The organism is Pseudomonas sp. ADAK2 (genome assembly GCF_012935755.1).
Lineage (GTDB): Bacteria > Pseudomonadota > Gammaproteobacteria > Pseudomonadales > Pseudomonadaceae > Aquipseudomonas.
This window is the reverse complement of record NZ_CP052862.1, coordinates 6,603,029-6,628,304: the sequence shown is the minus strand read 5'-3', so window position 1 is coordinate 6,628,304 and position 25,276 is coordinate 6,603,029. Positions and strand designations below refer to the sequence as shown.

Below are 25,276 nucleotides of genomic sequence, written 5' to 3'. Positions count from 1 at the left end.
CCCCAAGCAATCTGGTTATACTGTGAAGACGACATTCGCCGAAAATTCGCAATTACTCACAAATTTTACCTTAGCCTGATCCGTTACCAGTGAAAGTAACGTTCAGTCTATCTTTCTATCACATACCCAAATTTTTAAAGAACGATCTAATCAAAGACTAGAAATCAACATTCATCACCGTCTTGGTGGAATGCTCATTTCTAAGCTTTCAACAAACAGAAGCAGTAGTGGTGGAGCCAAACGGGATCGAACCGTTGACCTCCTGCGTGCAAGGCAGGCGCTCTCCCAGCTGAGCTATGGCCCCGTATTTCTACAGGCGTTTCCCACACAAGCAAAATTGGTGGGTCTGGGCAGATTCGAACTGCCGACCTCACCCTTATCAGGGGTGCGCTCTAACCAACTGAGCTACAGACCCAATTTCGAGCTATTCAGGCCGACCTCACCCTGCTCTTTACCACAAAGCACGGGGTGCGCTCTAACCAACCAAGCTACAACCTGATACAGGCTGCTTCTTTATCGTCTTCTTCAATGAATCAAGCAATTCGTGTGGGAACTTATGGAGCAGCTGATGTCGTCGATTAAGGAGGTGATCCAGCCGCAGGTTCCCCTACGGCTACCTTGTTACGACTTCACCCCAGTCATGAATCACACCGTGGTAACCGTCCTCCCGAAGGTTAGACTAGCTACTTCTGGTGCAACCCACTCCCATGGTGTGACGGGCGGTGTGTACAAGGCCCGGGAACGTATTCACCGCGACATTCTGATTCGCGATTACTAGCGATTCCGACTTCACGCAGTCGAGTTGCAGACTGCGATCCGGACTACGATCGGTTTTCTGGGATTAGCTCCACCTCGCGGCTTGGCAACCCTCTGTACCGACCATTGTAGCACGTGTGTAGCCCAGGCCGTAAGGGCCATGATGACTTGACGTCATCCCCACCTTCCTCCGGTTTGTCACCGGCAGTCTCCTTAGAGTGCCCACCATAACGTGCTGGTAACTAAGGACAAGGGTTGCGCTCGTTACGGGACTTAACCCAACATCTCACGACACGAGCTGACGACAGCCATGCAGCACCTGTCTCAATGTTCCCGAAGGCACCAATCCATCTCTGGAAAGTTCATTGGATGTCAAGGCCTGGTAAGGTTCTTCGCGTTGCTTCGAATTAAACCACATGCTCCACCGCTTGTGCGGGCCCCCGTCAATTCATTTGAGTTTTAACCTTGCGGCCGTACTCCCCAGGCGGTCAACTTAATGCGTTAGCTGCGCCACTAAGAGCTCAAGGCTCCCAACGGCTAGTTGACATCGTTTACGGCGTGGACTACCAGGGTATCTAATCCTGTTTGCTCCCCACGCTTTCGCACCTCAGTGTCAGTATCAGTCCAGGTGGTCGCCTTCGCCACTGGTGTTCCTTCCTATATCTACGCATTTCACCGCTACACAGGAAATTCCACCACCCTCTACCATACTCTAGCTCGACAGTTTTGAATGCAGTTCCCAGGTTGAGCCCGGGGATTTCACATCCAACTTAACGAACCACCTACGCGCGCTTTACGCCCAGTAATTCCGATTAACGCTTGCACCCTCTGTATTACCGCGGCTGCTGGCACAGAGTTAGCCGGTGCTTATTCTGTCGGTAACGTCAAAACACTTACGTATTAGGTAAATGCCCTTCCTCCCAACTTAAAGTGCTTTACAATCCGAAGACCTTCTTCACACACGCGGCATGGCTGGATCAGGCTTTCGCCCATTGTCCAATATTCCCCACTGCTGCCTCCCGTAGGAGTCTGGACCGTGTCTCAGTTCCAGTGTGACTGATCATCCTCTCAGACCAGTTACGGATCGTCGCCTTGGTGAGCCATTACCTCACCAACTAGCTAATCCGACCTAGGCTCATCTGATAGCGCAAGGCCCGAAGGTCCCCTGCTTTCTCCCGTAGGACGTATGCGGTATTAGCGTCCGTTTCCGAGCGTTATCCCCCACTACCAGGCAGATTCCTAGGCATTACTCACCCGTCCGCCGCTCGCCACCAAGTACAAGTACCCGTGCTGCCGCTCGACTTGCATGTGTTAGGCCTGCCGCCAGCGTTCAATCTGAGCCATGATCAAACTCTTCAGTTCAAACATCTTTGGGTTTTTAAGAAACCCTAAACTTGGCTCAGCAATCGTTGGTTACATCTTTGATTTCTCGCGGAGTAACTTGTGACGCTGATAATCTTGTTGACTATCAGTCTGACGCCACAAGCACCCACACGAATTGCTTGATTCAGTTGTTAAAGAGCGGTGGGTTAAGATCTTTCGTCTCAACCGAGGCGCGCATTCTACAGCAGCGCCAGTTACTGTCAAGCGGTTATTTTCAGAAGTTTTCAAAGTTTCCTTTGCAACTTCAACCACTTGCGCTTCCGATCTCTCGTTAGCGGGAGGCGAATTCTACAGCGTTACTCGCTGCTGTCAACACCTCTTTTGTTCCGCTTTCGACCGAGAAGATCGAACCGTCAATCAAGCCAAACAACGCCGCTCAACCAACTCCTTCTGGGCTTCGATGACCTGAAGCAACTCGCTGTCGAAAACCGCGTAACTCTTTGTTTACCAAGGAGTTTTCCGTTTCGACTGCGCCGGAAGTGGGGCGAATTATAGACTTCCAGAATCTGCCGTCAAGCACTGATTTAGCTTTTCTATCAGCCAGTTGAAAATCACTGCTATATATAGACGCGACCGCAACGAATGCGCAGTATATTGCCCAACACATAAAACAATACTTTTGTTCCTACCTTGGACGATGCCTCGCAATGAATGACCAGCCCCGCAGCCTTGCTTCGACCCTCTTCTCGGTGGGCCTGCTATTAATAGCCATGGCATCGATCCAGTCCGGTGCCTCCCTGGCCAAAAGTATGTTCCCCATTGTTGGCGCTCAGGGGACCACCACTCTGCGACTGATCTTTGCCAGCGTGATCATGCTACTGATCCTGCGCCCATGGCGCGCCAAGCTCACCGCAAAATCCCTGCGCACCGTCATCATTTACGGCATGGCACTGGGCGGCATGAACTTCCTCTTCTATATGTCGTTGCGCACCGTCCCGCTCGGCATCGCCGTAGCCCTTGAGTTCACCGGCCCACTAGCCGTCGCTATCTACGCCTCACGCCGCGCCATCGACTTTCTATGGATCGCGCTCGCAGCGGTGGGTTTGCTGCTATTGATACCGACGGGCGCTACATCGGCCGGAATCGATCTTGTCGGCGCTGGCTATGCACTCGGCGCCGGCGTCTGCTGGGCGCTATACATTCTGTTTGGCCAGAAGGCTGGTGCCGACAATGGTGTAACGACCGCCGCCTTGGGCGTCATGATCGCCGCGCTGTTTGTCGCGCCTATCGGTATCGTTCACGCAGGCGCAGCCCTGCTGACTCCATCACTGATCCCCGTAGCCCTTGGCGTTGCCATTCTTTCCACCGCCCTGCCCTACACCCTGGAGATGGTCGCACTGACCCGGATGCCAGCGCGCACCTTCGGCACGCTGATGAGCATTGAACCGGCGATCGGCGCGCTCTCGGGGCTGCTATTCCTCCATGAGTACCTTTCCTTGTCACAGTGGATGGCCATCCTGTGCATCATCCTGGCTTCCGTCGGCGCAACCATGACCATGGGCAGTGCCGCCAAACCTGCGGTCGCGGCAGATTGATAGCGGATTTGACGAAGCTCTGGTATTTGCCGCTCAATTAGGCCATGTTTAGGCCCGCAATTCAGTGCCACACATGGACTTTTCAGATAGGGACATCGGAGCGCGTCAAGCGGAAGTAAAAGCGAACGCAGCCAGACCCGGGCACAAGATCCGGGCGCTTAAGGACAGTAATGAAACGAATTTTGATACTGATCGCCGTTCTTGCAGTTGCAGGCTGCGCGGCGACTTCGAAAACCCAGGTCAAACACGGCAAGAAAGGGCTGCATATCAACTGCTCAGGGCTCTCGTCCTCTTGGGACAAGTGCTACACCAGCGCCGCCAATTCGTGTGCGCCAAAAGGTTACAAGGTCATTGCCAAATCCGGGGATGCAGTGGAAGAGCCCGGTGATTATCCGTTCGGCCTCAACCCCGCCGGCTACACCAGTCGCAGCATGATCGTCATTTGCAAATAGCTTGCTGGCGCCCGGCAATCTGGCGGCCAATCTCGTCTTGACTGGACTGCAGCACAGTTCGCTGGATATCCGCCGTGGCCAACATGCGCGCCACGACCAGCGCGCCGATGCATTGCGACAGAATCGCCCACGCCAGGCTGTCGCTGTCCAGAATCCGCGCCCAACTTTCCTGAAGCCGACAAATCCAGAGCTCTGCCTGCTGGCGGACCACCAAGTCTGAACGGGCAATCTCTGCCCCTAACGCGGGCAATGCACACCCCGACTCAGCCTGTTCGACATGGGCCATGCTCAGGTAATGCTTGAGACAGCGTTCAAGCCTGGCGTGATCCTGCTCACCATTGCCGCCCAATCGGGCCAGGCTTTGGCACAGTTCTCGCTCGACGATCGCGGCGAACAGCTCATCCTTCGACGAAAAATGACTGTAGAACGCCCCGCCGCTCAAGCCGATCGCCTTCATCAAACCGTCGACGCCGACCGTTGAAAATCCGGACTTCTTGGCTGACACCGCACTGCTTTCCAGCAGTTTTTCTTTGGTTTCCAGCTTGTGATTGGGCGAGTAGCGCATTGCCTTGTCCTCAGGATTGATCGCCTTGACGTTAGCCGGATCGTAGCATAACGTTCGTTCAGTTAACGATCGTTTACCAAAGGAATCTACCTATGAATAACAAGAAGGTCGTACTGGTCGTCGGTGCCGGGGATGCTACCGGCGGCGCTATCGCTAAACGTTTTGCCCAGGAAGGCTTCATTGCTTGCGTCACCCGTCGCAGCGCCGACAAACTCCAGCCGCTGGTGGATGCGATCAAGGCCAGCGGCGGCGAGGCTCACGGTTTCGCCTGTGATGCGCGCAAGGAAGAGGATGTGATTGCACTGGTCGAGCAGATCGAAACCCAGATCGGCCCCATCGAAGCGTTTGTCTTCAATATCGGCGCCAATGTGCCGTGCAGCATTCTCGAAGAAACCGCCCGCAAGTATTTCAAGATCTGGGAAATGGCTTGTTTCTCCGGATTCCTCAACGCTCGGGAAGTGGCCAAGCGTATGGCGAAACGCCAACAAGGGACGATCCTTTTCACCGGCGCTACCGCTGGTCTGCGCGGCGCAGCGGGGTTTGCCGCATTCGCTGGCGCCAAGCACGGCATACGCGCCCTGGCCCAAAGCATGGCCCGGGAACTGGGACCGATGAACATCCACGTCGCCCATGTCGTGGTCGACGGCGCCATCGACACCGACTTCATCCGCAACAGCTTTCCGGAAAAGTACGCGACCAAGGATCAGGACGGTATTCTCAACCCCGAGCACATCGCCGAAAACTACTGGTATTTGCACAGCCAGCCGAGGGACGCCTGGACGTTCGAACTCGACCTGCGCCCCTGGAACGAACGCTGGTAAGCCCTTCCCCACAACAACAATAAGCAGAGCGCATCGACCATGAGCAAAACCGTGGAGTTCTATTTCGACCTGGGTAGCCCCGCCACCTACCTGGCCTACACCCAACTGCCGAAGATCTGCGCACAGACCGACAGTCAGCTGATCTACATTCCCATGCTGCTGGGCGGCGTTTTCAAAGCCACCGGCAACGCCTCACCCGCGACCATCCCGGCCAAGGGTCGCTACATGTTTCAGGATCTGGACCGTTACGCCAAACGCTATGGCGTTCCGCTGAAATTCAACCCACATTTCCCGATCAACACGCTGATGCTGATGCGCGCCGTCATGGGCATACAACTGCGTCATCCGCAGCGTTTCCAGGCATTTATTGATTGTCTGTTCACGGCGCTGTGGGTCGAAGGTCGCAGCCTCGATGACCCAGCGACCGTCGCGGCCGTACTGATGCAGAATGGTTTTGATCCGAACGAGGTGCTGGCTCTGACTGCCGACGAGGAAGTCAAAGCCGCCCTCAAGGACAATACCGAGAAGGCGGTGAAGCGCGGCGTGTTCGGTGCGCCGAGCATGTTTATCGATAATCAACTGTTCTTCGGCCAGGACCGGTTGGACTTCGTCGTTGAAGCCCTGAGCTGAATCGCATGAGCCAGGCGCTCGTTGGAGCGCCTGAACTCAATCCGTTCAGATAGCCGCAGTCCGCGTGTTCAACCACTCCAGCGCAGCACCGTCGAGCAACGGGCTCAAGCGCTGACGTACTTCAGCGTGATAACCGTTGAACCACTGTTTCTCATCATCAGTCAGCAGCGACGGCTCCAGGCAACGCGTGTCGATCGGGCACAGGGTCAGGGTTTCGAATCTGAGGAATTCACCGAACTCGCTTGTCCCCGCCTCGCGGTTCAATACCAAATTTTCGATCCGCACACCCCAACGACCCGGACGATAAGTCCCCGGCTCGATAGAGGTGATCATCCCCGGCTGCATCGCGGTTTGTGGCGCGGCCGCGGCTTGATAGGCAATCACTTGCGGGCCTTCGTGAACATTGAGGAAGTAGCCGACGCCATGCCCGGTGCCGTGACCGTAATCAACGTTTTCAGCCCAGATCGGCGCACGAGCGATGGCGTCCAGCAACGGCGACAAAATCCCTTTTGGAAACTGCGCCCGGGACAAAGCGATCACGCCCTTGAGCACTCGCGTGCAATCGCGTTTTTGCTCGTCGGTTGGCGTACCGACCGGCACCATCCGCGTAATGTCGGTGGTGCCGCCCAGATATTGGCCACCCGAGTCGATTAGCAATAGGCCATCACCCTCGATCACCGCGTGTTCTTCTTCGGTGGCGTGATAGTGCGGCATCGCGCCATTGGCGTTAAACGCGGCAATGGTGTTGAAACTCAGCGACACATAATCCGGGCGTCGCATGCGCGCTGCGGTCAGGTGTTCGTCGATGGTCAGTTCGGTGATGCGCTCGCGGCCCCAGGCCGACTCCAGCCAGGCGAAGAATTCGCACAGCGCCGCGCCGTCCTGCTCCATGGCCTGGCGGATGTGTTCGGCGTCGGCCAGGCTTTTCTGGGATTTGGCCAAGGTGGTCGGGTTCAGGCCTTCCAGCAGTTTCACGCCGCTGTTCAGGTTTTCCAGCAACCCGGCGGTGACGCGGGCCGGATCGACCTGCAGGCTCGCGCCGCTCGGCACGGCGCGCAAGGCATCGGCCACTTCGCTGTAATCGCGCAGGGTCACGCCGTCCTGCTCGAGGATCGCGCGCAGTTCGGCGCTGACTTTGCTCAGCGCCACAAACAGAGTCGCCTGCTGCTGGCTGATCAAGGCGAAGGAGACAAACACCGGGTTGAACGACACATCGCCGCCGCGCAGGTTGAACAGCCAGGCGATGTCATCAAGGGTGGCGATGAAATGCCAGTCGGCACCGCGCTCTTGCAATACCTCACGCAACTTGGCGAGTTTCTCGCCGCGGCTCACGGTCGCTTGCGGCGGCAAGTGTTGATAGATCGGTTCGTTCGGCAAACTTGGGCGATCGCTCCAGACTTCGCTGAGCAGATCGATGTCAGTACGCAGACGAGCGCCGCGCTCTTCGAGCTTGCCCCCCAGCGTGCGCGCCGAGGCCACGGCCATCACTGCACCATCGACAGCGACGACGCCACCTTCAGGGGTTTGTTCGGCCAGCCAGTCCAGCGGGCTCGGTTGACCCGGTTGCAGCTTGACCAATTCGATGCCGCTGCCTTTGAGCTCCTTGCTCGCTTGTTCCCAGTAACGACTGTCAGCCCAGACCCCGGCAAAATCCGGCGTAACGATCAGGGTTCCGACGGAGCCGTGAAAGCCCGACAGCCATTGCCGCCCTTGCCAGTAACCCGGCAGGTATTCGGACAGGTGCGGGTCGGCCGACGGCACCAACAGGGCATGAATGCCCTCCCGGCTCATCAGCTCACGGGTTTGCGCCAAGCGCTGGGATACCAATCCATTGGTCAAAGGCTGCGTACTCATCATGTCTCCTGCTAACCACTTCATCATTATTGTTGAGTGCCGATCTGAGTCGGCGCTTTAACGGCTTATTGCCAGAACGCCGGGGCGCTGGCACAGGCTGCTTTGATCAGCTGAACCGCCTGGTCGATATCCTGCTCGGTGGTGAACCGACCAAGGCTCAAGCGAATGGTGCGGCCGGCCGAGCGGGCGTCGTGCCCCAAGGCTAGCAGCACATGGGAAGGCGCATTGCTGGCGGAATTGCAGGCCGACGTCGCGGAAAACGCGATCGACTGGCCCAATGTCGCGGCATTGAACTCGCCTTCGCCGAAGGTCAGGCTCAGAGTGTGAGGGATGCGTTGGGCTGTGCTGCCGTTGAGGCGCACGCCGGGAATGCTCAATAGCTGTTCGAGCAAGCGCTCGCGCAGATGAACGATGGTGGCTTTCTCGTCATCGAACAAGGTCGCCGCCAACGCAAACGCTTCGCCCATGGCCACGATCTGGTGAGTAGCCAGGGTGCCGGAGCGTAACCCGCCCTCGTGACCGCCCCCGTGGATCTGCGCCTGCAAACGCTGTTGCGCCCGCGGGCCGACATACAGCGCGCCGATGCCTTTGGGCCCGTAGATCTTGTGCGCGGAAAACGACATCAGATCCACCGGCCATTCGGCCAGATCGATCATGACTTTGCCCGCGCCCTGAGCGGCGTCGACGTGAAACAACGCGTCACGATTACGCACCACCTGGCCGATCGCCGGGATGTCGTTGACCGTACCCAATTCGTTATTGACCAGCATCAGCGACACCAGAAAGGTGTCCTCGCGCATGGCTTCGCTGACTGCTTGCGGGGTAATCAGGCCTTCGGCATCCGGCACCAGATAGGTCACCGCCACACCGGCGTCCTGCAATTGTTTCGCGGTGTCGAGAACGGCCTTGTGTTCGATCTGGCTGGTGATGATGTGGCCGCCGGACACGCCTCGGGCCTGGGCGACGCCCTTTAAAGCCAGGTTATTCGATTCGGTAGCGCCGGAGGTCCAGACGATCTGATCCGCCTGGGCACCCACCAGTTCGGCGACTTGCTGGCGCGCCTGCTCGACCGATTGCCGGGCCTGTTGGCCAAACGCATGGGAGCTGGACGCCGGATTGCCGAAATTACCGTTGAAACCCAGACACTCGACCATGACCTTGATGACCCGCTCATCCACCGGCGTGGTGGCGGCGTAGTCGAAATACAACGGACGTTTATTCATAAAAAGGCTCGCAGAGCGTGTTCCGGGATCAGGTGCGCCGGGTGAGGACACCAGCAATACCTGATCGGATGCTGTTAAAGAAATACGACTTCATTTCAAAGTGCGTAGGAACGCTCCTGAAGTCGAGCTTAACAGGCATCGGGCAACCGGTTGAAGCAATGCGTCAGCTAAAGCTTTCGATCAACAACGGATACAGCGAAGCCACCAGCAGCAAGGCCATGCCCCAGTTGAAGATCCGCAACCAGCGGCGATCCTTCAACACATTGCGCAACAAAGTGCCGCAACCGGCCCAGACACCGACGCTCGGCAAGTTGATCAAGGCAAAAACCGCAGCAATCACAATCACGTTGGTGAAATAACCCTGCATCGGCGTGTAGGTACTGATGGCACCGATGGCCATGATCCAGGCCTTGGGATTGACCCACTGAAATGCTGCGGCACTGAGGTAGCTGATCGGTTTGCTCTCGCCCTTTTCGCTCTCGGAGACCGGCCCGGAGTGGGCGATTTTCCACGCCAGGTACAGCAAATAAGCCGCGCCGACGTAACGCAGGACGGTGTAGAGCAACGGATAGGTTTTAAACACCGCGCCCAGGCCAAAACCCACCGCGACCACCAGGACAAAGAAGCCGCAGGTGATGCCAAGCATATGGGGGATGGTGCGGTTAAAGCCGAAGTTCACGCCCGATGCCAGCAACATGGTGTTGTTCGGGCCGGGGGTGATGGAGGTCACAAGGGCAAACAGGGCGAAGCCCAGCAGCAGATCGAACGAGAGCGTCATCGGTGGCAGTCCGTCAGGGTCAGTCAGGTATTGACCCTATCGCACGCCTACCGGGAAACCCACGGACAGTTGCGGAAAAGTTCGAGCAGTACAGTCGCAGCTTAGCTTGGACGACCGTGCAGGTGTACGGCACGTTCGGCGCTCATTTCACCTTGGTTGTCGTAACCGAAAACTTTCTGAGGCTGGCCGAGCAACTCGGCTTTTTTCGCCTGGTATTCATCGAAGGACAAGCCGCGACGATTCAGGGTTTCGAGCGCCAGCTCTTTGGTTTCTTCAGCGGTGTAGGGCCGCAGTTCCGGTGAAACATGGCTGGCACATCCGGCGAGGACGGAGACGGCGAGCAGCAGGGAAACAGCGAGTAAACGTTTCATGGGGAGTGTCCTGACTATCTTGTTTGGCGATGGGTGAAGGCTACGCCCGGCCTGGGTCTGGCAGAAATCAACGCTCTCGATAGTGGGTATCAGGATCAAAACATCACTGCTCGCATATTCATTAAAGATCTATAAATATCTTTTAATGATCTTTTACGGAATAACAGCAAGCCTTTATAACAACGGCATCGCTTCAACCGCTGTTGCCCACGCAACTGTTTGCCAGACAACAGTCATTCAACAAACAGCCCCGCCAATCGCACAGTTTGCGTCAATCACGGCGCTGCAAGGCCCGGAAAACGGGGCTTCGACGGATTGGTACAGGTCTTGCTCAAGCCCAGTGACTCTTCACTGCTCCCTGAGCAACTGTTTAAAAAGGAACTGATCATGTCGCGTCCATTGAAAGTCGTTGCCCTCTCCGGCGGTACCTGGCGTCCGTCCCGCACCTTGGTGCTGACCCAAGCGCTGTTGGCTGAACTCGGTGAACAGTTGCCGATCGAGAGCAAGCTGATCGAACTGGGCGACATCGCCCGACCATTAGGCGCCGCTCTCGCCCGCCAGGAATTGAGCGCCGAAGTCGAAGCCGAGCTGCAGGCCATCGAAAGCGCCGACCTGTTGATCGTCGCCGCGCCGGTTTATCGCGGTTCCTACCCTGGCCTGCTCAAGCATCTGTTCGACCTGATCGATCTCAATGCGCTGATCAACACCCCCGTGCTACTCGCCGCCACCGGTGGCAGCGAACGTCATGCGCTGGTGCTCGATCACCAACTGCGGCCGCTGTTCAGTTTCTTCCAGGCCCTGACCTTGCCGATTGGCGTCTACGCCACCGAAGCCGATTTCTCGAATTACCAAATAACCAGTGAGCCCTTGAAGGCCCGCATTCGTCTTGCTGCAGAACGCGCGGCGCCGTTGTTCGGCGTGCACCCCAAAAATCTGCTGAAAATCGCTTAAGGATCTCTTCATGGATGTTTTCTGGTTTCTGCCGACCCATGGCGACGGCCATTACCTGGGCACCACCCAGGGCGCCCGTCCGGTGACGCTCAACTACCTGAAACAAGTGGCCCAGGCCGCGGACAGCCTCGGCTACCACGGCGTACTGATTCCCACCGGACGCTCCTGCGAAGATTCGTGGGTGATCGCCTCGGCGCTGGTGCCGTTGACCGAACGCCTGAAATACCTGGTGGCGATTCGTCCGGGGATCATCTCGCCGACCGTTTCGGCGCGCATGGCTGCGACGCTGGATCGTCTGTCCAATGGCCGCTTGCTGATCAACGTAGTGACCGGCGGCGACCCGGATGAAAACCGGGGTGACGGGATCTTCCTCGATCACAGTGAACGCTATGAAGTGACCGATGAATTCCTGCGAATCTGGCGCCGGGTGCTGCAAGGCGAGTCCGTCGATTTCGAAGGCAAACATTTGCAAGTGCAGAACGCCAAGGCGTTGTATCCGCCAGTGCAGAAGCCCTATCCGCCGCTGTACTTCGGTGGGTCTTCCGAAGCGGCCCATGAACTCGCCGCCGAGCAAGTGGACGTGTACCTGACCTGGGGCGAGCCACCGGCTGCCGTGGCGGAAAAACTCGCCGACGTGCGAGAGCGTGCCGCGCGTAACGGGCGCACGGTGAAGTTCGGGATTCGCCTGCATGTGATTGTTCGCGAGACGGCCGAAGAGGCGTGGAAAGCCGCGGACAAACTGATCGAGCACATCAGCGACGAGACCATCGCGGCTGCGCAGAAGTCGTTCTCGCGGTTTGATTCCGAAGGCCAGCGGCGCATGGCTGCGCTGCACGACGGGCGTCGCGACAATCTGGAAATCGCCCCCAACCTCTGGGCCGGTGTCGGCCTGGTACGCGGCGGTGCCGGGACCGCACTGGTGGGCGATCCGCAGCAAGTGGCGGCGCGGATCAAGGAGTACGCGGACCTGGGGATCGAGAGCTTTATCTTCTCGGGCTATCCGCACCTTGAAGAAGCGTATCGCTTTGCCGAACTGGTGTTCCCGCTGTTGCCGGAACCGTACGCCAGCCTGGCCGGACGTGGCGTGACCAACCTCACCGGGCCGTTTGGCGAAATGATTGCCAATGACGTGCTGCCCACCAAAGCCACGGCCTGATCCGTACCGCCTGATCGTTCCCACGCTCTGCGTGGGAATGCAGCCCGTGACGCTCCGCATCACTGGACGCGGAGCGTCCCTAGAGGCATTAACGATCAGTCACCAGAAAGAAGGAACCCCCGCGTGACGGCCAAACCACAAAGCGCCCTGCTCTCCCCCTTGCACACTGCCCGCCAATTGGCGGCCGAGTTTGCCCTGACTGCCGTCGAGCGCGATGAACGCGGCGGTACGCCCAAGGCCGAGCGCGATGCCCTGCGCCACAGCGGATTGCTCGCCTTAAGCATTCCCACCCAGTACGGCGGCCTCGGCGCCAGCTGGAGTGAAACCCTGAACATCGTGCGCGAGTTCGCCAAGGTCGACAGTTCGATTGCCCATGTCTTCGGCTTCCATCACCTGATGCTCGCCACCGTGCGCCTGTTCGCCAAACCCGAGCAATGGCAGCCGTGGTTCGAACAAACCGCGCGCAAGAACTGGTTCTGGGGCAACGCCCTCAACCCGCTGGACACCCGCACCGTGGTGAAAAACCTCGGCGGCTGGCGCGAGTTTTCCGGCAAGAAAAGTTTCTGCTCCGGCGCCAGCGATTCGCAAATGCTGATCGCCTCGGCGGTCGACGAAAACGCCGGCGGCAAGCTGTTGATCGCCGCGATCCCCAGCGGTCGCAGCGGCATCACCCTGCACAACGACTGGAACAACATGGGCCAGCGCCAGACCGACAGCGGCAGCGCCACCTTCGAACGGGTGCGGGTCGAGGAGTCGGAACTGCTGCTCGATCCCGGTCCGTTGAGCACACCATTCGCCTGCCTGCGGCCATTGATTGCGCAGTTGACCTTCACCCATATGTTTCTCGGTATCGCCGAAGGTGCCTTTGAAGAAGCGCGGCAATACACCCTCACCGAAACCCGGCCCTGGCATAAATCCAGCGCCCAGGATGTGCGCGAAGACCCGTATGTGCTCAGCCATTACGGCGAATTCTGGGTCGCCCTCGAAGGCGTCCGCTTGCTGGTGGAACGCGCCGCCGACCTGCTCGACAAGGCGTGGGCCAAGGGCCCGAATCTCAGCGCCGAAGAACGCGGGCATCTGGCAACGGCCATCGCCACGGCCAAGGTCGCCGCCACGCGCAATGGCCTGGAGCTGTGTAGCCGTTTGTTCGAAGTGACCGGCGCGCGCTCGACCCATGCCTCGCTGCGCCTGGATCGGCACTGGCGCAACCTGCGCACGCAAACCCTGCACGACCCGGTGGATTACAAACTCCATGAACTGGGTGATTGGGCGTTGAACCAGTCCCTGCCGATTCCGACTTTCTATTCCTGACCTTCTCTTCATGGAGCCTGCCATGCAACTGCTGACCCTACCGCCCTCGCCCGCCCTGGCCACGTCGATCCGTGCCACCGCGCAGGTGTTCGAAGACCCGAAATCCCAGGCCTTGCTCGCGCATTTGCAACAGGTCGCGCCGAGTGAAGCCAGCGTGCTGATCATCGGTGAAACCGGCACCGGCAAAGAGCTGGTAGCGCGGCATATCCACAACCTCAGCGCCCGGCGCAACCGGCCGTTCGTGGCGGTGAACTGCGGCGCGTTCTCCGAATCCCTGGTGGAAGCCGAATTGTTCGGCCACGAAAAAGGCGCGTTCACTGGGGCGTTGAGTGCCAAGGCCGGGTGGTTCGAGGAGGCCGATGGCGGCACTTTGTTCCTCGATGAAATCGGCGATTTGCCGATGGCGATCCAGGTCAAGTTGCTGCGGGTGTTGCAGGAGCGCGAAGTGGTGCGACTGGGTTCGCGCAAGAGCATTCCCATCGACGTGCGGGTGCTGGCGGCGACCAACGTGCAACTGGAAAAAGCCATCAACGCCGGGCATTTCCGCGAGGATCTGTATTACCGACTCGACGTGGTCAGTCTGGAATTGAGTCCGCTGCGCGACCGCCCCGGCGACATCCTGCCGCTGACCCGCCATTTCGTCGAAGCCTACAGCCAGCGCCTCGGCTATGGCACGGTCACCATCAGCAAAGAAGCCGAGCTGAAACTGCGCAGCTACAGTTGGCCGGGCAATATCCGCGAGCTGGAAAACGTCATTCACCACACCTTGCTGATTTGCCGTAACGGCGTGATCGAACGGGACGACCTGCGCCTGTCGAACATGCGCATCGAGCGGCAGGACGATCACCACGGCACGGTCGACGATTCACCGGAAGCGTTGCTTGATCGGGCCTTTCAAAAGCTCTTTGAGGAACAGGCCGGGGCGCTGCACGAAAAGGTCGAAGACGCTTTGTTGCGCGCGGCGTATCGCTTCAGTCATTACAACCAGGTGCACACCGCCGCATTGCTGGGGTTGAGCCGCAACGTGACTCGCACGCGCCTGATCAAGATCGGCGAACTGGCGGTGAACAAGCGCCGGCCAACGGAAAACGTGCAGGGTGAGCGCTTGATGCAGTTGTCGATTTAGTTAGCTCACCAGATTGCAGTGCAGCGCGTCATCGTGACTGCGCTCCAGGCTGTGCAGCACCTGAAATGAACCGAAGGTCACGGTCTTCGCCTGATGGGCGCGGATCAGGTGCCAGAAATCCTGCTCGCCGCTTTCAAAGCGCTGGAACGCGGCTTCCCCGGCCTCGCGGGATTGCCATTGCAGGTAATTCAGCACTCGCCGGCCATCGTCGCTGGCCTGGATGCTCGCGCTGAGGAACCCACTGAAATCCTGGGCCAGGCGCTCGGTCTGTGCCGACAGCGCCGACACCAGCGCCGGTTGTTGATGAGGCTCGATCTCGAATTCGATCAGTTGGGTGAAACTGCGGTTTTTCGCTGACGTTTGCATGAATAGTCCCCACTCACCTGAAAACCGGATCTTGCGATCCGAAGGCCTGCAGGGTAAAACCTCTAGTTAACTAGAGGTCAAGAGGCTTTTTCTAAATGGTCACCTCGGAAAACCTGCACAAGGAACTCACCGTCGGCCAGGTCGCCGCCCGTAGCGGCGTGGCCGTGACCGCCCTGCACTTCTATGAAACCAAAGGCTTGATCAAAAGCCATCGCAATCAGGGCAACCAGCGCCGCTATCCGCGGGAAGTGTTGCGGCGGGTAGCGTTGATCAAGGTCGCGCAGCGGCTGGGGATTCCGCTGGCAGAGATTGCCGAGGCGCTGCAAGCCTTGCCGGACAACCGCGCACCGACGGCGGCGGACTGGCAGGTGTTGTCGGCGCAGTGGAGCAAGGATCTGGATCAGCGGATTCATCAGCTGACGGCGTTGCGGGATCGGCTCAATGGCTGCATCGGCTGTGGGTGTTTGTCGATGGAGGCGTGTCCGTTGCGTAATTTTGGCGATGTGTTGGGGGAGCGTGGGACGGGGGCGCAGCTCCTCGAGTAATGATCGTTCCCACGCTCCGCGTGGGAATGCAGCCCGGGACGCTCCGCGTCCCATTGGAACGCGGAGCGTCCCTTGAGGCGTTCCCACGCAGAGCGTGGGAACGATCATTTAGAACCCCGGCGCAATCTGCCCTTTATAGCGGGTCAGAATGAACTGCCGTTCCGGGGGGTTAAACGGTGTTAAAGGTGGCAAACCCGAGCAATCTGCTGCTTCGCTGTTGATAACTGAACAGTGGCGCTGCTGCTCGTCGGGCACTCGGTATCGGCGGTAGCGCTGACCTATAGTTATCCGACCGGAAACCGGCGAAGGAACACCTTCAACTCACAACAACAAGGGAGAACCGTTATGAGCGTCAAACCCATTCCAGAGGGCTATCACAGCATCACCCCGTATCTCGGCATCCAGAAAGCCGCCGAAGCCATCGACTTCTACAAAAAAGCCTTCAACGCTATCGAGGTGATGCGCCTGAGCATGCCCGACGGCGGTATCGGCCATGCCGAACTGCGTATCGGCGATTGCCCGATCATGCTCGGTACGCCGTGCGATCAAGGGCCATTGAGCAATCCGGACACGTCACCGTCCGTGGGGCTGCACCTGTATGTGACCGATGTCGACAAGTCCTATAAACAGGCGATTGATGCCGGTGGCACGGTGGTGTCCGAGGTCAAGGATCAGTTTTATGGCGACCGCTCGGGGACCTTGAAGGATCCGTATGGGCATTTGTGGTTTTTGGCGACACGCAAGGAGGATCTGACCCAGGAGCAGATTGAGCAGCGGGCGAAGGAGATGTTTCAACAGGGTTGAGCCCCCTGATCGTTCCCACGCTCTGCGTGGGAATGCCTCCACGGACGCTCCGCGTTCGGCTTTGGAGGGACGCGGAGCGTCCCGGGCTGCATTCCCACGCAGAGCGTGGGAACGATTAATCGCGGAGCGTGGGAACGATCTGGCTCAACACACTTCATGAACAACCGCCCCACGCTTTGCGCCTTGCCGTCACCGCCGAACAATTTCAGGATGCAGGCAACTACAACAAGGAGTCATTCCCCATGTTCGCCGGATTCCTGAAAGACCAGCGCCACGTCAACGGCGTGGACATCGCCTACCGCATCGGCGGCACCGGCCCCGGCCTGTTGCTGTTGCACGGTCACCCGCAAACCCACGTCATCTGGCACAAGATCGCCGAGCAACTGGCCGAGCACTTCACCGTGGTCGCCGCCGACCTGCGCGGCTACGGCGACAGCGCCAAACCGCCGGCCAACGATCACCACACCCACTACTCGAAACGGGAAATGGCCAAGGACGGCTTCGAGCTGATGAAGTCGCTGGGCTTCGAGCAATTCTCGGTGCTGGCCCACGACCGTGGCGCCCGGGTCGCCCATCGCCTGGCGCTGGACCATCCCGCGACCGTGCAGCGCATGGTGCTGCTGGATATCGCGCCGACCCTGTCGATGTACGCGCAAACCAACGAAGCGTTCGCCCGCGCCTATTGGCACTGGTTCTTCCTGATCCGCCCGGCGCCGTTGCCGGAAACCCTGATCGAAGCCGATCCCGAAGCGTATCTGCGCAGCGTGATGGGCAGCCGTAGCGCCGGGCTCAAGCCGTTCACCGCCGAAGCCTTCAGCGAATACCTGCGCTGTTTGAAACTGCCCGGCACCGCCGGGGGCATCTGCGAGGACTACCGCGCCAGCGCGAGCATCGACCTCGATCACGACCGCGCCGATCTCGACGCCGGCCGTCATCTGAACTTGCCGCTGCTGGTGCTATGGGGCGCCGAAGGCACGGTCGGCCGCTGTTTCGAGCCACTGAAGGAATGGCAACTCGTCGCCACCGACGTGCGCGGCAAAGCCCTGCCAGCCGGCCATTACATCGCCGAAGAAGCCCCCGAACTGCTGCTCGCCGAGGTCCTGCCTTTCCTGCACTGACAGCCCTGCGCTGACACCCGCAACAACCTGACCTGAATCCACCTCCCACCGCGGGCCGTCACTGGCCTGCGCGGGATCGTCATGTCCAAAAACCGTCTCGAGATAATAAAAATGACAATCAGAAAACTGCTGGGAACCCTCTATGTGCAGGTGCTTATCGCCATCGCGATGGGCATTGTGATCGGGCATTACTGGCCGCAGGTCGGCATCGATCTCAAGCCGTTGGGCGACGGTTTTATCAAGCTGATCAAGATGATCATCGGCCCGATCATCTTCTGCACCGTGGTCTCCGGGATCACCAGCATGCACGACGTGAAACAGGTGGGTCGGGTCGGCGGCAAGGCGCTGTTGTATTTCGAAGTGGTGTCCAGCGTCGCGCTGTTGATCGGCTTGCTCGCCGCCCATGCGCTGCATCCGGGCGCGGGTTTCAACATTGATGTGAAGACCCTCGATTCGACAGCCATCGCCGGTTTCGTCGGTCAGGCGCAACACGGCGAAGGCGTGACCGGGTTTCTGTTGCATGTGATTCCGACCACTTTTTTCGAGGCGTTCTCCCAGGGCGAAATCCTGCCGGTACTGTTCGTTTCGGTGCTGTTCGGGATTGCGCTGGTCATGGTCGGTGAAAAGGGTCGGCCGCTGGTGGGCATCATCAATCAGGCCAGCGAGGTGTTTTTCCGCATCGTCGGCATCATTAGCCGCGTCGCGCCGATTGGCGCCTTCGGCGCGATTGCCTTCACGATCGGCAAGTACGGCCTCGGCTCGTTGTTGCCGCTGCTGAAGTTGATCGGCACCTTCTATCTGACCGCGTTTATTTTCGTTGCCTGCGTGCTGGGCAGCATCGCTCGCTATGCCGGGTTCAGCATTTTCAAACTGTTGGCGTACATCAAGGCTGAGCTGTTGATCGTGCTCGGCACCAGCTCTTCGGAATCGGCGCTGCCGCAGTTGATCCAGAAACTGGAAAGCCTCGGCGCGTCGAAAGGTGTGGTGGGGATCGTGGTGCCGACCGGCTACACCTTTAACCTCGACGGCACCAACATCTATATGACCCTGGCCGTGTTGTTCCTCGCTCAAGCGACCAATATCGACCTGACGCTGGAGCAGCAACTGACCTTGCTGGCGGTGGCGATGCTCACGTCCAAAGGTGCCGGCGCGGTGGTTGGCGCGGGATTCGTTGCACTGGCGGCAAGCCTGGCGGTGGTGCCGACTGTGCCGGTGGCGGCGATGGTGCTGATCCTCGGCGTTGACCGCTTCATGGCGGAATGCCGATCCCTGACCAACATCATCGGCAACGCCGTGGCTGCGTTGGTGGTGGCCGCGTGGGAAGGCGAACTGGACCGCAGCAAAATGGCGCCGATTGCCCTCAAGCGTGGGCGGCATGCCCGGGCCGCAGCCAAGGTCAGCGCTGAATAAACTCTGAAAGCGGCGATGCTATGCTGGCGGCTCATGTCGCCAGTGCCCGTTCTGTCATGACCCTCAAGAAAGACACCGTGCCCCTACCCGAAGACTTGCGAGTCCTGCTCACCGTCATCCGCAAAAGCGGTTTCGCCGCGGCCGCCGATGAACTGGGGCTGTCCCCTGCTTATGTCAGCAAGCGTATCCAGATTCTCGAAACCACCCTCGGTACACGATTGCTACATCGCACCAGTCGGCGCATCGCGCTGACCGAGGATGGCGAGCGAGTGCAGCGCTGGGCCTTGCGCATTCTCGATGACTTCCAGCAACTGCACGACGAACTCTCCGACGCCCACGACAGTCCTCGTGGGCGTTTGCATCTGTGCAGCAGTTTCGGTTTCGGTCGTAACCATGTGGCGCCGGCCGTGTCGCTGCTGGCCGAGCGATATCCGGAACTGGAGATTCGCCTGGATCTGTTTGATCGGGTGGTGGACATCGTCAGTGAAGGTTTTGACTTGGAGATCCGCGTCGGCGATGACATTCCCGGTCAACACATCGGCCGGCGGCTGGTGAGCAATCGGCGGGTGTTGTGCGCGGCTCCCGTTTACCTGCAACGCCATGGCACGCCGAAGACGTTGGCGGATCTGGAGCAGCATCATTGCCTGGTGATCAAGGAGCGCGACAACGCGTTCGGCATCTGGAACCTGGAACGCGACGGGGTTCAGGAAAGCGTGCGGGTCAGTGGGCCGTTGTCGTCCAACAACGGCGAGATCGTTTTGCAGTGGGCACTGGATGGGCGCGGGGTGTTGTTGCGTTCACTGTGGGATGTGAAGCCGTTGCTGGAGCAAGGACGGTTGGTGCAGGTGCTGGCGGATTACACCCAGAGTGCGAATGTGTGGGCGGTGTACCCGACGCGGTTGGCGTATTCCGGGAAGTTACGGGCGTGTGTGGAGTTTTTGCAGGAGCATTTCAAAGGGTTGTCGGTTTGAAGTGGGGTGAATGGTCGGGCCTCTTCGCGGGCAAGCCTCGCTCCTACCGGTACAGTGTTGTTCGCGAATACTGCGCGATCCTGTAGGAGCGAGGCTTGCCCGCGAAAGCGATTTCAGCCCAACCAGGGATTCGCGGCCAGATGCTCACGCTCAAAGGCCTTGATCTGTTCGCGGCGCTGAAGCGTGCTGCCGATGGCATCAAGCCCCAGCAACAACGCGGTCTTGCGCAAGGTGTCGATCTCAAACGGGATGACCTGGCCATCGTTCAAACGAATCTGCTGCGCCTCCAGATCGACGCTGATTCCAGCGCTGTCCGGCTGGCTGACAACCTGCCCGAGCCGCTGCAACAGCGCTTCTTCCAGCGTGATCAACAACACCCCGTTGCGCTGGCAGTTGTCATAAAAGATCCCGGCAAAACTTGAGCCGATCAGCGCCCGAATCCCCATCTGTTTCAAGCCCCAGACCGCGTGCTCGCGGCTCGATCCGCAGCCGAAATTCGGCCCGACCACCATAAAACTCGCTCCCTGCCACGCCGGTTGATTGAGCACGAACTCAGGATTGAGCGAACCGTCCGGCAAAAACCGCAAATCGAAGAACAACCCACGATCCAGCCCCGCGCGGTCGATGCCCTTGAGGAATTGCTTGGGCATGATCACGTCGGTGTCGATGTTGGCCGCGAGCATCGGCGCGGCTTTGCCGCTGACGTGGGTAAAAGGTTGCTGGCTCATGCGCGGTCTCCAAAGTGACGGATATCGGTCAGGCGACCGGTGATCGCCGCTGCCGCGACCATCGCCGGGCTCATCAAATGCGTGCGCGCTCCGGCGCCCTGGCGGCCTTCGAAATTGCGGTTGGTGCTGGAGGCGCAGCGGTCGCCGGGCGCGAGTACGTCGTCGTTCATCGCCAGGCACATCGAGCAGCCGGACTGGCGCCATTCGAACCCGGCCTCGATAAAGATCGCTGCCAGGCCTTCGGCTTCGGCCTGATCGCGCACTTCGGTGGAACCGGGCACGATCATCGCCCGCACATGCTCGGCGACGTGTTTGCCGCGCACCACGCTGGCGGCGTCGCGCAGGTCTTCGATGCGTGCGTTGGTGCAGGAACCGATAAAGGCGTGGCTGATGGTGATTTCGCTCAGCGGCATGCCCGCCTCCAGGCCCATGTAGTTCAAGGCGCGGCGCATGTCCTGGCGCAGGATCAGGTCGCTGACGGCTTGCGGATCCGGGACCCGAGCGCCGATGGGTGAGGCCTGGTCGGGGCTGGTGCCCCAGGTGACCATCGGCTCCAACGTACTGGCATCGACGGAAACCTCACGGTCGAACTGCGCGTCCGGGTCGCTGTGCAGGCTGCGCCACTTCTCGACGGCGCGGTCCCACACCTCACCTTTGGGTGCGCGGGGTTTGTCCTTGAGGTAAGCGAAGACTTTTTCGTCCGGCGCCATAAATGCGCCTCGGGCGCCCGCCTCCACCGCCATGTTGCAGATAGTCATGCGCGCTTCGACGCTCAAGGCATCGATGGTCGAGCCGCGAAACTCGATGGCGTAACCGGTGGCGCCTGACGCGCCGATCTGCCCGATCAGCGCCATGATCACGTCCTTGGAAGTCAGCCCGGTGGCCAGTTCGCCGTCGACGGTCACACGCATGCTTTTCAGGCGTTTGTAGACCAGGGTCTGCGACGCCAGCAGGTGTTCGATTTCCGAGGTGCCGATGCCGAAACCGAAGGCCCCGAGAGCGCCATAAGTGGTGGTGTGGCTGTCGCCGGCGGCGATGACCATGCCCGGCAGGATGAAGCCCTGCTCCGGCGCGATCACGTGTTCGATGCCCTGGCGCTTGTCGAGGATGTCCAGCAACTCAATGCCGAAATCCCGGCAGTTTTCCGCCAGGTACGACACCTGCCGCGCCCCGCCGGCATCCGGCATGGTGGCGATGCGCACCGGGGCCGTGGGGTTGACGTGATCGACCACGGCCAACGCGGTTTCCGGGCGCCAGACATCGCGTTTGGCTTCGCGCAAACCGCTGAAAGCCTGGGGGCTGGTGTATTCGTTGATGACCTGGCGATCGATGTACAACAGGACATGGCCCTGGTCATCGAGGCGACACACCGTGTGGGCATCGATGTGTTTGTCGTAGAGGGTTCTGGCTCGGGTCATGGAGGTGCTCGCTCGGGGGACGGTACGCCGCAGGCGTCTGGGTTCCATCTTAAGGAGCGGGGGGTGGGCATCAATGGCCGGAGAGTGATGGCTTGGAACATGGATCGTGTTGGATCAGGGGCAAAGGCTGCGATCTTTTTCCAAGTCCGTCACATTCCCGGACAGCAATACGAAACATTTACTTTCATATCCGCTTTCGGGATTTCCGTTGCTCATCCGTCTTATCTAGATGCAGTCAGGCCGCGTAGGCAAAAGCCAAGGCCCGGCCTTTCAGGGGTCACCGTGCGACGAAGCCCGTGGCAGAGGCCCTCTCATCGAAACAAGACCTTTAATCATGTCGAAGAAATCCCGTTCCAAACTCTGGTTTCTGGTCCATAGCTGGCTGGCGCTGCCGATCTGGTTTTTTGTGTTGATCGTCTGCGTGACTGGCACCCTGGCCGTCGTCAGCCAGGAAATCGTCTGGCTGGCCAACCCGCAAATGCGCGCCAGCCAACCTTCGGACGACGCGCCGCTGCTCAGCTACGACCAGATCCTCGCGGCCATGAAAAAAGCCGAGCCGCAGACCGTAGTCCAGGCCATCAGCCGTCCCGACGAATCGCATTTCGCCCTCGACGTTGACGTTGCCTATCCCGACGGCCGTTCGGTGACGGTCTACGTCAACCCGTACACCGGGGTGATCCAGGGCGTGGCGCCGGACTTCAACTTCAAGGCTTTCACCCGCGCCTTGCATGGTTGGTGGCTGGTGCCGTTCACCAATGGCTTCAGCTGGGGCTGGTACCTGGTGTCGTTCCTCGGTATTCCGCTGCTGGTTTCACTGATTACCGGGCTGGTGGTCTACAAGAAATTCTGGAAAGGCTTCCTCAAGCCGACCCTGCGCGTCCGTCATGGTGCGCGGATTTTCTGGGGCGACTTTCACCGTCTCAGCGGGATCTGGTCGATCTGGTTTATCGCGGTCATTTCCATCACCGGCATCTGGTTCCTGATTGAAGCCTTGCTGTCCGACAACCAGATTTCCATCTCCAGCGCCCCGATCATTCCGGCCATGGCCCGTGAAGCCGTGCCGCTGTCACCGGACGGCACCCCGCCGCCACGAATCGACCTGGACCGGGCGATTGAAATCGCCATGCAGAAAATCCCGGGGCTGGAAGCGAGCTTCGTCAGCCTGCCGGGCAATGGCTACAGCCATTTGGATATTGGCGGACGGGGTTGGTATCCGCTGATGTACCAGACGGCGACCATCAATCCGTACAACGGTGAAATCGCTGCCTCGCGCCTGCTGTCAGACCGCAACGCACTGGAGTTCGTCACCGAATCCATGCGTCCGCTGCACACCGGGGATTTCGGTGGCCTATGGATCAAGTTGATCTGGTTCTTCTTCGGTCTGGTGCTGAGCATGATGGTGCTCAGCGGCCTGCTGATCTGGACCAAGCGCACCGCCCTCGCCACCGCCAATGCGCTCAAGCGCAGCCACAAGAAACAGCGCAGCGCCACGGCGCCTGTCAACCGCGAAACTTCGGAGGCCAGCCTGTGAGCAAAATCACTGTCGCCCCAACCCCCTCGCGCCTGAGCGTGCTGTGGCACAAATGGCGTTTCCACTTGAACATCCTGTTGCTGCTGATCCCGCTGGGTTTCATGCCCAAATACTTCAGTGACGCCGCGTTGTTTCGTGGCGATGTCGGCCTCGGCGAACGGGAAATCGGCGAAATCCAGGTCGGCCCCTGGAGCCTGCGCCTGGCCGAGTTGCGCAATGAAGCACCGCGCCCGGACGGCCCGGCCGGTTACCTCAAAGGCTTCAATGGCGCCCTGTGCAACACCTGCGTCGAACAGGTCAAGGCCACTTACTTGCGCATCGGCAAACCTCGCAGCCTGCGCGCCGCCGGGGTGATTTTCTTCGGCACGCCGTATCGCATGGGCGCTTCGTTGCCAGTGCCGGAAAAAACCAAAGCCGACGCCGAGCTGTGGATCACCATGGAAGGCTGGGACGGCAGCATGCACCAGGCCTCGATCCCGCTGAGCCAGGCATCCCCGGCCACCATCGCCTGGCTGAACAAACAAGGAGGCAAACCATGATCAACGCTTTTCGCCCGCTCAGCGCCGCGTTACTGGTGCTGTGCGCCGGTTTCAGCGCCAGCGCCCTCGCCCACAACCCGATGTGCGAGTGCAAGGCCATCGACGCCGAGCAGATCAAATGCACCGGCGGTTTCTCCGACGGCAGCGGCGCACCGGGGGTGACCCTGGATGTGATCGGCTACGACGAAACCATTCTTGTGCCGGGCAAGCTTGGCACCGATTCGACCCTGACCTTCAAGAAGCCCGGCGCGGAGTTCTACGTGCTGTTTGACGCCGGTCCCGGCCACGTGGTCGAGATCGACCAAGCCGACATTGAGGCACCTTGAACATGAGTACGCCCACCACCCACGTCGTGCGCCCGGCCGGCGCCGGTCATGAAACCCTCTATGTGTTGCTGTTGTGCCTGATGATCCTTGCGGTTGCCGGGTCTGTCGTTGCCTGGCGCCACGAGTCCCAGGAAACGAGCAGCGTCAGTAGCCATCAACTGGATGCCCGCCGCGACTTGAGCGCCTCCGAACAAGGCATCTACGCCGATCTGCGGGTGACCCTGGACGAGATTCACTTGCTGCGCCAGGAGCAAACCACGCTGCCGACTCCCGAAGCCCTGGCCGATGAAGGCTTTGCACCGTTTGCCCAGGATGCCAGCTCGGTCAGTCGCGGCGGCCATGCCTGGCAGTTGCTGGCGGCCAAGGCCTACTTCGGCCAAAGCCAGGCACCGAACGTGGCCGGCTCGTTTTTGATGCGCTTGACCGCTGACGATGATGCACCGGACGTCTGGCTCAACCGCAGCAAGGCGCTCGCCGCCCCGACCGATCTTGCCGACGCCGCGCTCGAAAGCGCCGGCTGGCAGCAGATCGTCGCGCAATTCGATGCCGGCGTGACCCGCCAGCACCGGCACTGAACCCTCGCCTTCACCCGAGAGAAGACCGCTTTC

25 protein-coding genes, 2 tRNA genes and 1 rRNA gene are annotated in these 25,276 nt (G+C 59.6%); 17 read left to right on the top strand and 11 right to left on the bottom strand.

Annotated elements, in window-relative coordinates; genetic code table 11:
• Nucleotides 1-228: 228 nt before the first annotated feature.
• The 3 genes from HKK52_RS30475 to HKK52_RS30465 all read right to left on the bottom strand — a co-directional run bounded on the left by HKK52_RS30475 (nucleotide 229) and on the right by HKK52_RS30465 (nucleotide 2,118).
• Nucleotides 229-304, bottom strand: a tRNA-Ala gene (locus HKK52_RS30475).
• 34 nt (nucleotides 305-338) lie between these two features.
• A tRNA-Ile gene (locus HKK52_RS30470) sits at nucleotides 339-415 on the bottom strand.
• A gap of 164 nt (nucleotides 416-579) precedes the next feature.
• Nucleotides 580-2,118: ribosomal RNA gene (locus tag HKK52_RS30465) — 16S ribosomal RNA — on the bottom strand.
• Nucleotides 2,119-2,786: 668 nt separating this feature from the next.
• Here HKK52_RS30465 and rhtA point away from each other — a divergent pair.
• On the top strand, nucleotides 2,787-3,674 hold the full coding sequence (gene rhtA / locus HKK52_RS30460) for a threonine/homoserine exporter RhtA (RefSeq protein WP_169373815.1): 888 nt from the start codon (nucleotides 2,787-2,789) through the stop codon (nucleotides 3,672-3,674).
• A gap of 170 nt (nucleotides 3,675-3,844) precedes the next feature.
• Nucleotides 3,845-4,126 carry a hypothetical protein gene (locus HKK52_RS30455; RefSeq protein ID WP_041069802.1) on the top strand — a complete coding sequence of 94 codons (282 nt, stop codon included), beginning with the start codon at nucleotides 3,845-3,847 and terminating at the stop codon, nucleotides 4,124-4,126.
• Here the strand turns inward: HKK52_RS30455 and HKK52_RS30450 are convergent.
• Nucleotides 4,113-4,691, bottom strand: coding sequence for a TetR/AcrR family transcriptional regulator (locus tag HKK52_RS30450; RefSeq protein ID WP_169373814.1), 579 nt, complete (start codon nucleotides 4,689-4,691; stop codon nucleotides 4,113-4,115). The two genes, HKK52_RS30455 and HKK52_RS30450, sit on opposite strands and share 14 nt — an antisense overlap.
• A gap of 92 nt (nucleotides 4,692-4,783) precedes the next feature.
• Here HKK52_RS30450 and HKK52_RS30445 point away from each other — a divergent pair, with 92 nt between their 5' ends.
• Together HKK52_RS30445 and HKK52_RS30440 are read left to right on the top strand one after the other, a co-directional pair.
• Nucleotides 4,784-5,512, top strand: a complete 729-nt coding sequence (locus HKK52_RS30445) for an SDR family oxidoreductase (RefSeq protein ID WP_169373813.1) — start codon at nucleotides 4,784-4,786, stop codon at nucleotides 5,510-5,512.
• 39 nt (nucleotides 5,513-5,551) lie between these two features.
• Nucleotides 5,552-6,142, top strand: a complete 591-nt coding sequence (locus HKK52_RS30440) for a 2-hydroxychromene-2-carboxylate isomerase (RefSeq protein ID WP_169373812.1) — start codon at nucleotides 5,552-5,554, stop codon at nucleotides 6,140-6,142.
• Nucleotides 6,143-6,187: 45 nt separating this feature from the next.
• On the opposite strand, the gene HKK52_RS30435 is transcribed toward HKK52_RS30440, so the two are convergent.
• From HKK52_RS30435 to HKK52_RS30420, 4 genes are all read right to left on the bottom strand, one after another.
• Complete coding sequence (locus HKK52_RS30435) at nucleotides 6,188-7,996, bottom strand: aminopeptidase P family protein (protein WP_169373811.1); 1,809 nt, start codon at nucleotides 7,994-7,996, stop codon at nucleotides 6,188-6,190.
• 65 nt (nucleotides 7,997-8,061) lie between these two features.
• Nucleotides 8,062-9,219 (bottom strand): aminotransferase class V-fold PLP-dependent enzyme, encoded by a 1,158-nt coding sequence (locus HKK52_RS30430; RefSeq protein WP_169373810.1) that lies wholly within the window; start codon nucleotides 9,217-9,219, stop codon nucleotides 8,062-8,064.
• Between the two features lie 163 nt (nucleotides 9,220-9,382).
• Complete coding sequence (locus HKK52_RS30425) at nucleotides 9,383-9,997, bottom strand: LysE family translocator (protein WP_169373809.1); 615 nt, start codon at nucleotides 9,995-9,997, stop codon at nucleotides 9,383-9,385.
• A gap of 101 nt (nucleotides 9,998-10,098) precedes the next feature.
• Nucleotides 10,099-10,368, bottom strand: coding sequence for a hypothetical protein (locus HKK52_RS30420; protein WP_169373808.1), 270 nt, complete (start codon nucleotides 10,366-10,368; stop codon nucleotides 10,099-10,101).
• Nucleotides 10,369-10,755: 387 nt separating this feature from the next.
• On the opposite strand from HKK52_RS30420, the gene msuE reads away from it, so the two are divergent.
• The 4 genes from msuE (at nucleotide 10,756) to HKK52_RS30400 (ending at nucleotide 14,912) form a co-directional block, all read left to right on the top strand.
• Complete coding sequence (gene msuE, locus HKK52_RS30415) at nucleotides 10,756-11,319, top strand: FMN reductase (RefSeq protein ID WP_169373807.1); 564 nt, start codon at nucleotides 10,756-10,758, stop codon at nucleotides 11,317-11,319.
• A gap of 10 nt (nucleotides 11,320-11,329) precedes the next feature.
• Nucleotides 11,330-12,475, top strand: coding sequence for an FMNH2-dependent alkanesulfonate monooxygenase (gene ssuD / locus HKK52_RS30410; protein WP_169373806.1), 1,146 nt, complete (start codon nucleotides 11,330-11,332; stop codon nucleotides 12,473-12,475).
• Nucleotides 12,476-12,598: 123 nt separating this feature from the next.
• On the top strand, nucleotides 12,599-13,786 hold the full coding sequence (locus tag HKK52_RS30405; protein WP_169373805.1) for an acyl-CoA dehydrogenase family protein: 1,188 nt from the start codon (nucleotides 12,599-12,601) through the stop codon (nucleotides 13,784-13,786).
• A gap of 22 nt (nucleotides 13,787-13,808) precedes the next feature.
• Nucleotides 13,809-14,912: a sigma-54 interaction domain-containing protein gene (locus HKK52_RS30400; RefSeq protein WP_133840632.1), complete on the top strand. Its 1,104-nt coding sequence runs from the start codon at nucleotides 13,809-13,811 to the stop codon at nucleotides 14,910-14,912.
• Here the strand turns inward: HKK52_RS30400 and HKK52_RS30395 are convergent, their stop codons facing one another.
• Nucleotides 14,913-15,278, bottom strand: a complete 366-nt coding sequence (locus tag HKK52_RS30395; protein WP_169373804.1) for an antibiotic biosynthesis monooxygenase — start codon at nucleotides 15,276-15,278, stop codon at nucleotides 14,913-14,915. It abuts the gene before it with no gap.
• A gap of 95 nt (nucleotides 15,279-15,373) precedes the next feature.
• Here HKK52_RS30395 and soxR point away from each other — a divergent pair, with 95 nt between their 5' ends.
• The 5 genes from soxR to HKK52_RS30370 all read left to right on the top strand — a co-directional run bounded on the left by soxR (nucleotide 15,374) and on the right by HKK52_RS30370 (nucleotide 20,126).
• Nucleotides 15,374-15,823, top strand: a complete 450-nt coding sequence (gene soxR, locus HKK52_RS30390; RefSeq protein ID WP_169373803.1) for a redox-sensitive transcriptional activator SoxR — start codon at nucleotides 15,374-15,376, stop codon at nucleotides 15,821-15,823.
• Between the two features lie 345 nt (nucleotides 15,824-16,168).
• A complete protein-coding gene (locus tag HKK52_RS30385) occupies nucleotides 16,169-16,627 on the top strand; it encodes a VOC family protein (RefSeq protein WP_169373802.1) in 459 nt (152 codons plus the stop codon).
• Nucleotides 16,628-16,869: 242 nt separating this feature from the next.
• The gene (locus HKK52_RS30380) at nucleotides 16,870-17,745 is read left to right on the top strand and encodes an alpha/beta fold hydrolase (RefSeq protein WP_169373801.1); all 876 of its coding nucleotides are present in this window, start codon (nucleotides 16,870-16,872) and stop codon (nucleotides 17,743-17,745) included.
• Nucleotides 17,746-17,856: 111 nt separating this feature from the next.
• Nucleotides 17,857-19,155, top strand: a complete 1,299-nt coding sequence (gene dctA / locus HKK52_RS30375) for a C4-dicarboxylate transporter DctA (protein ID WP_169373800.1) — start codon at nucleotides 17,857-17,859, stop codon at nucleotides 19,153-19,155.
• A 20-nt stretch (nucleotides 19,156-19,175) separates the two neighbouring features.
• Complete coding sequence (locus HKK52_RS30370; protein WP_169373799.1) at nucleotides 19,176-20,126, top strand: LysR substrate-binding domain-containing protein; 951 nt, start codon at nucleotides 19,176-19,178, stop codon at nucleotides 20,124-20,126.
• A 113-nt stretch (nucleotides 20,127-20,239) separates the two neighbouring features.
• On the opposite strand, the gene leuD is transcribed toward HKK52_RS30370, so the two are convergent.
• Both leuD and leuC read right to left on the bottom strand, forming a co-directional pair.
• On the bottom strand, nucleotides 20,240-20,854 hold the full coding sequence (gene leuD, locus HKK52_RS30365; protein ID WP_169373798.1) for a 3-isopropylmalate dehydratase small subunit: 615 nt from the start codon (nucleotides 20,852-20,854) through the stop codon (nucleotides 20,240-20,242).
• Nucleotides 20,851-22,272, bottom strand: a complete 1,422-nt coding sequence (gene leuC / locus HKK52_RS30360) for a 3-isopropylmalate dehydratase large subunit (protein ID WP_169373797.1) — start codon at nucleotides 22,270-22,272, stop codon at nucleotides 20,851-20,853. Before leuC ends, leuD begins: the two co-directional genes overlap by 4 nt.
• A gap of 334 nt (nucleotides 22,273-22,606) precedes the next feature.
• Here leuC and HKK52_RS30355 point away from each other — a divergent pair, with 334 nt between their 5' ends.
• From HKK52_RS30355 to HKK52_RS30340, 4 genes are read left to right on the top strand one after another with little or no spacing between them, the layout of a single operon-like run.
• Nucleotides 22,607-23,803, top strand: coding sequence for a PepSY-associated TM helix domain-containing protein (locus tag HKK52_RS30355; RefSeq protein ID WP_169373796.1), 1,197 nt, complete (start codon nucleotides 22,607-22,609; stop codon nucleotides 23,801-23,803).
• Nucleotides 23,800-24,342: a thiamine pyrophosphate-binding protein gene (locus tag HKK52_RS30350; protein ID WP_169373795.1), complete on the top strand. Its 543-nt coding sequence runs from the start codon at nucleotides 23,800-23,802 to the stop codon at nucleotides 24,340-24,342. The genes HKK52_RS30355 and HKK52_RS30350 overlap by 4 nt, the downstream gene beginning before the upstream one ends.
• Nucleotides 24,339-24,668, top strand: coding sequence for a hypothetical protein (locus HKK52_RS30345; protein ID WP_169373794.1), 330 nt, complete (start codon nucleotides 24,339-24,341; stop codon nucleotides 24,666-24,668). The genes HKK52_RS30350 and HKK52_RS30345 overlap by 4 nt, the downstream gene beginning before the upstream one ends.
• Nucleotides 24,669-24,670: 2 nt before the next feature.
• Entirely contained in the window at nucleotides 24,671-25,243 is a 573-nt protein-coding gene (locus HKK52_RS30340; RefSeq protein WP_169373793.1) for a DUF6162 family protein, read from the top strand.
• The last annotated feature ends 33 nt before the right edge of the window (nucleotides 25,244-25,276 follow it).

Bases quoted from the DNA above. Each gene is read 5' to 3' on its own strand.
- HKK52_RS30450 (WP_169373814.1), bottom strand. From the start codon at position 4,691: ATGCGCTACTCGCCCAATCACAAGCTGGAAACCAAAGAAAAACTGCTG.
- dctA (WP_169373800.1), top strand. From the start codon at position 17,857: ATGACAATCAGAAAACTGCTGGGAACCCTCTATGTGCAGGTGCTTATC.
- leuD (WP_169373798.1), bottom strand. From the start codon at position 20,854: ATGAGCCAGCAACCTTTTACCCACGTCAGCGGCAAAGCCGCGCCGATG.
- HKK52_RS30345 (WP_169373794.1), top strand. From the start codon at position 24,339: ATGATCAACGCTTTTCGCCCGCTCAGCGCCGCGTTACTGGTGCTGTGC.
- HKK52_RS30340 (WP_169373793.1), top strand. From the start codon at position 24,671: ATGAGTACGCCCACCACCCACGTCGTGCGCCCGGCCGGCGCCGGTCAT.
- HKK52_RS30385 (WP_169373802.1), top strand. From the start codon at position 16,169: ATGAGCGTCAAACCCATTCCAGAGGGCTATCACAGCATCACCCCGTAT.
- HKK52_RS30400 (WP_133840632.1), top strand. From the start codon at position 13,809: ATGCAACTGCTGACCCTACCGCCCTCGCCCGCCCTGGCCACGTCGATC.
- msuE (WP_169373807.1), top strand. From the start codon at position 10,756: ATGTCGCGTCCATTGAAAGTCGTTGCCCTCTCCGGCGGTACCTGGCGT.
- HKK52_RS30395 (WP_169373804.1), bottom strand. From the start codon at position 15,278: ATGCAAACGTCAGCGAAAAACCGCAGTTTCACCCAACTGATCGAATTC.
- HKK52_RS30425 (WP_169373809.1), bottom strand. From the start codon at position 9,997: ATGACGCTCTCGTTCGATCTGCTGCTGGGCTTCGCCCTGTTTGCCCTT.
- HKK52_RS30380 (WP_169373801.1), top strand. From the start codon at position 16,870: ATGTTCGCCGGATTCCTGAAAGACCAGCGCCACGTCAACGGCGTGGAC.
- HKK52_RS30420 (WP_169373808.1), bottom strand. From the start codon at position 10,368: ATGAAACGTTTACTCGCTGTTTCCCTGCTGCTCGCCGTCTCCGTCCTC.
- HKK52_RS30355 (WP_169373796.1), top strand. From the start codon at position 22,607: ATGTCGAAGAAATCCCGTTCCAAACTCTGGTTTCTGGTCCATAGCTGG.
- leuC (WP_169373797.1), bottom strand. From the start codon at position 22,272: ATGACCCGAGCCAGAACCCTCTACGACAAACACATCGATGCCCACACG.
- HKK52_RS30430 (WP_169373810.1), bottom strand. From the start codon at position 9,219: ATGAATAAACGTCCGTTGTATTTCGACTACGCCGCCACCACGCCGGTG.
- HKK52_RS30435 (WP_169373811.1), bottom strand. From the start codon at position 7,996: ATGAGTACGCAGCCTTTGACCAATGGATTGGTATCCCAGCGCTTGGCG.
- soxR (WP_169373803.1), top strand. From the start codon at position 15,374: ATGGTCACCTCGGAAAACCTGCACAAGGAACTCACCGTCGGCCAGGTC.
- HKK52_RS30440 (WP_169373812.1), top strand. From the start codon at position 5,552: ATGAGCAAAACCGTGGAGTTCTATTTCGACCTGGGTAGCCCCGCCACC.
- ssuD (WP_169373806.1), top strand. From the start codon at position 11,330: ATGGATGTTTTCTGGTTTCTGCCGACCCATGGCGACGGCCATTACCTG.
- HKK52_RS30445 (WP_169373813.1), top strand. From the start codon at position 4,784: ATGAATAACAAGAAGGTCGTACTGGTCGTCGGTGCCGGGGATGCTACC.
- HKK52_RS30455 (WP_041069802.1), top strand. From the start codon at position 3,845: ATGAAACGAATTTTGATACTGATCGCCGTTCTTGCAGTTGCAGGCTGC.
- HKK52_RS30370 (WP_169373799.1), top strand. From the start codon at position 19,176: ATGCTGGCGGCTCATGTCGCCAGTGCCCGTTCTGTCATGACCCTCAAG.
- rhtA (WP_169373815.1), top strand. From the start codon at position 2,787: ATGAATGACCAGCCCCGCAGCCTTGCTTCGACCCTCTTCTCGGTGGGC.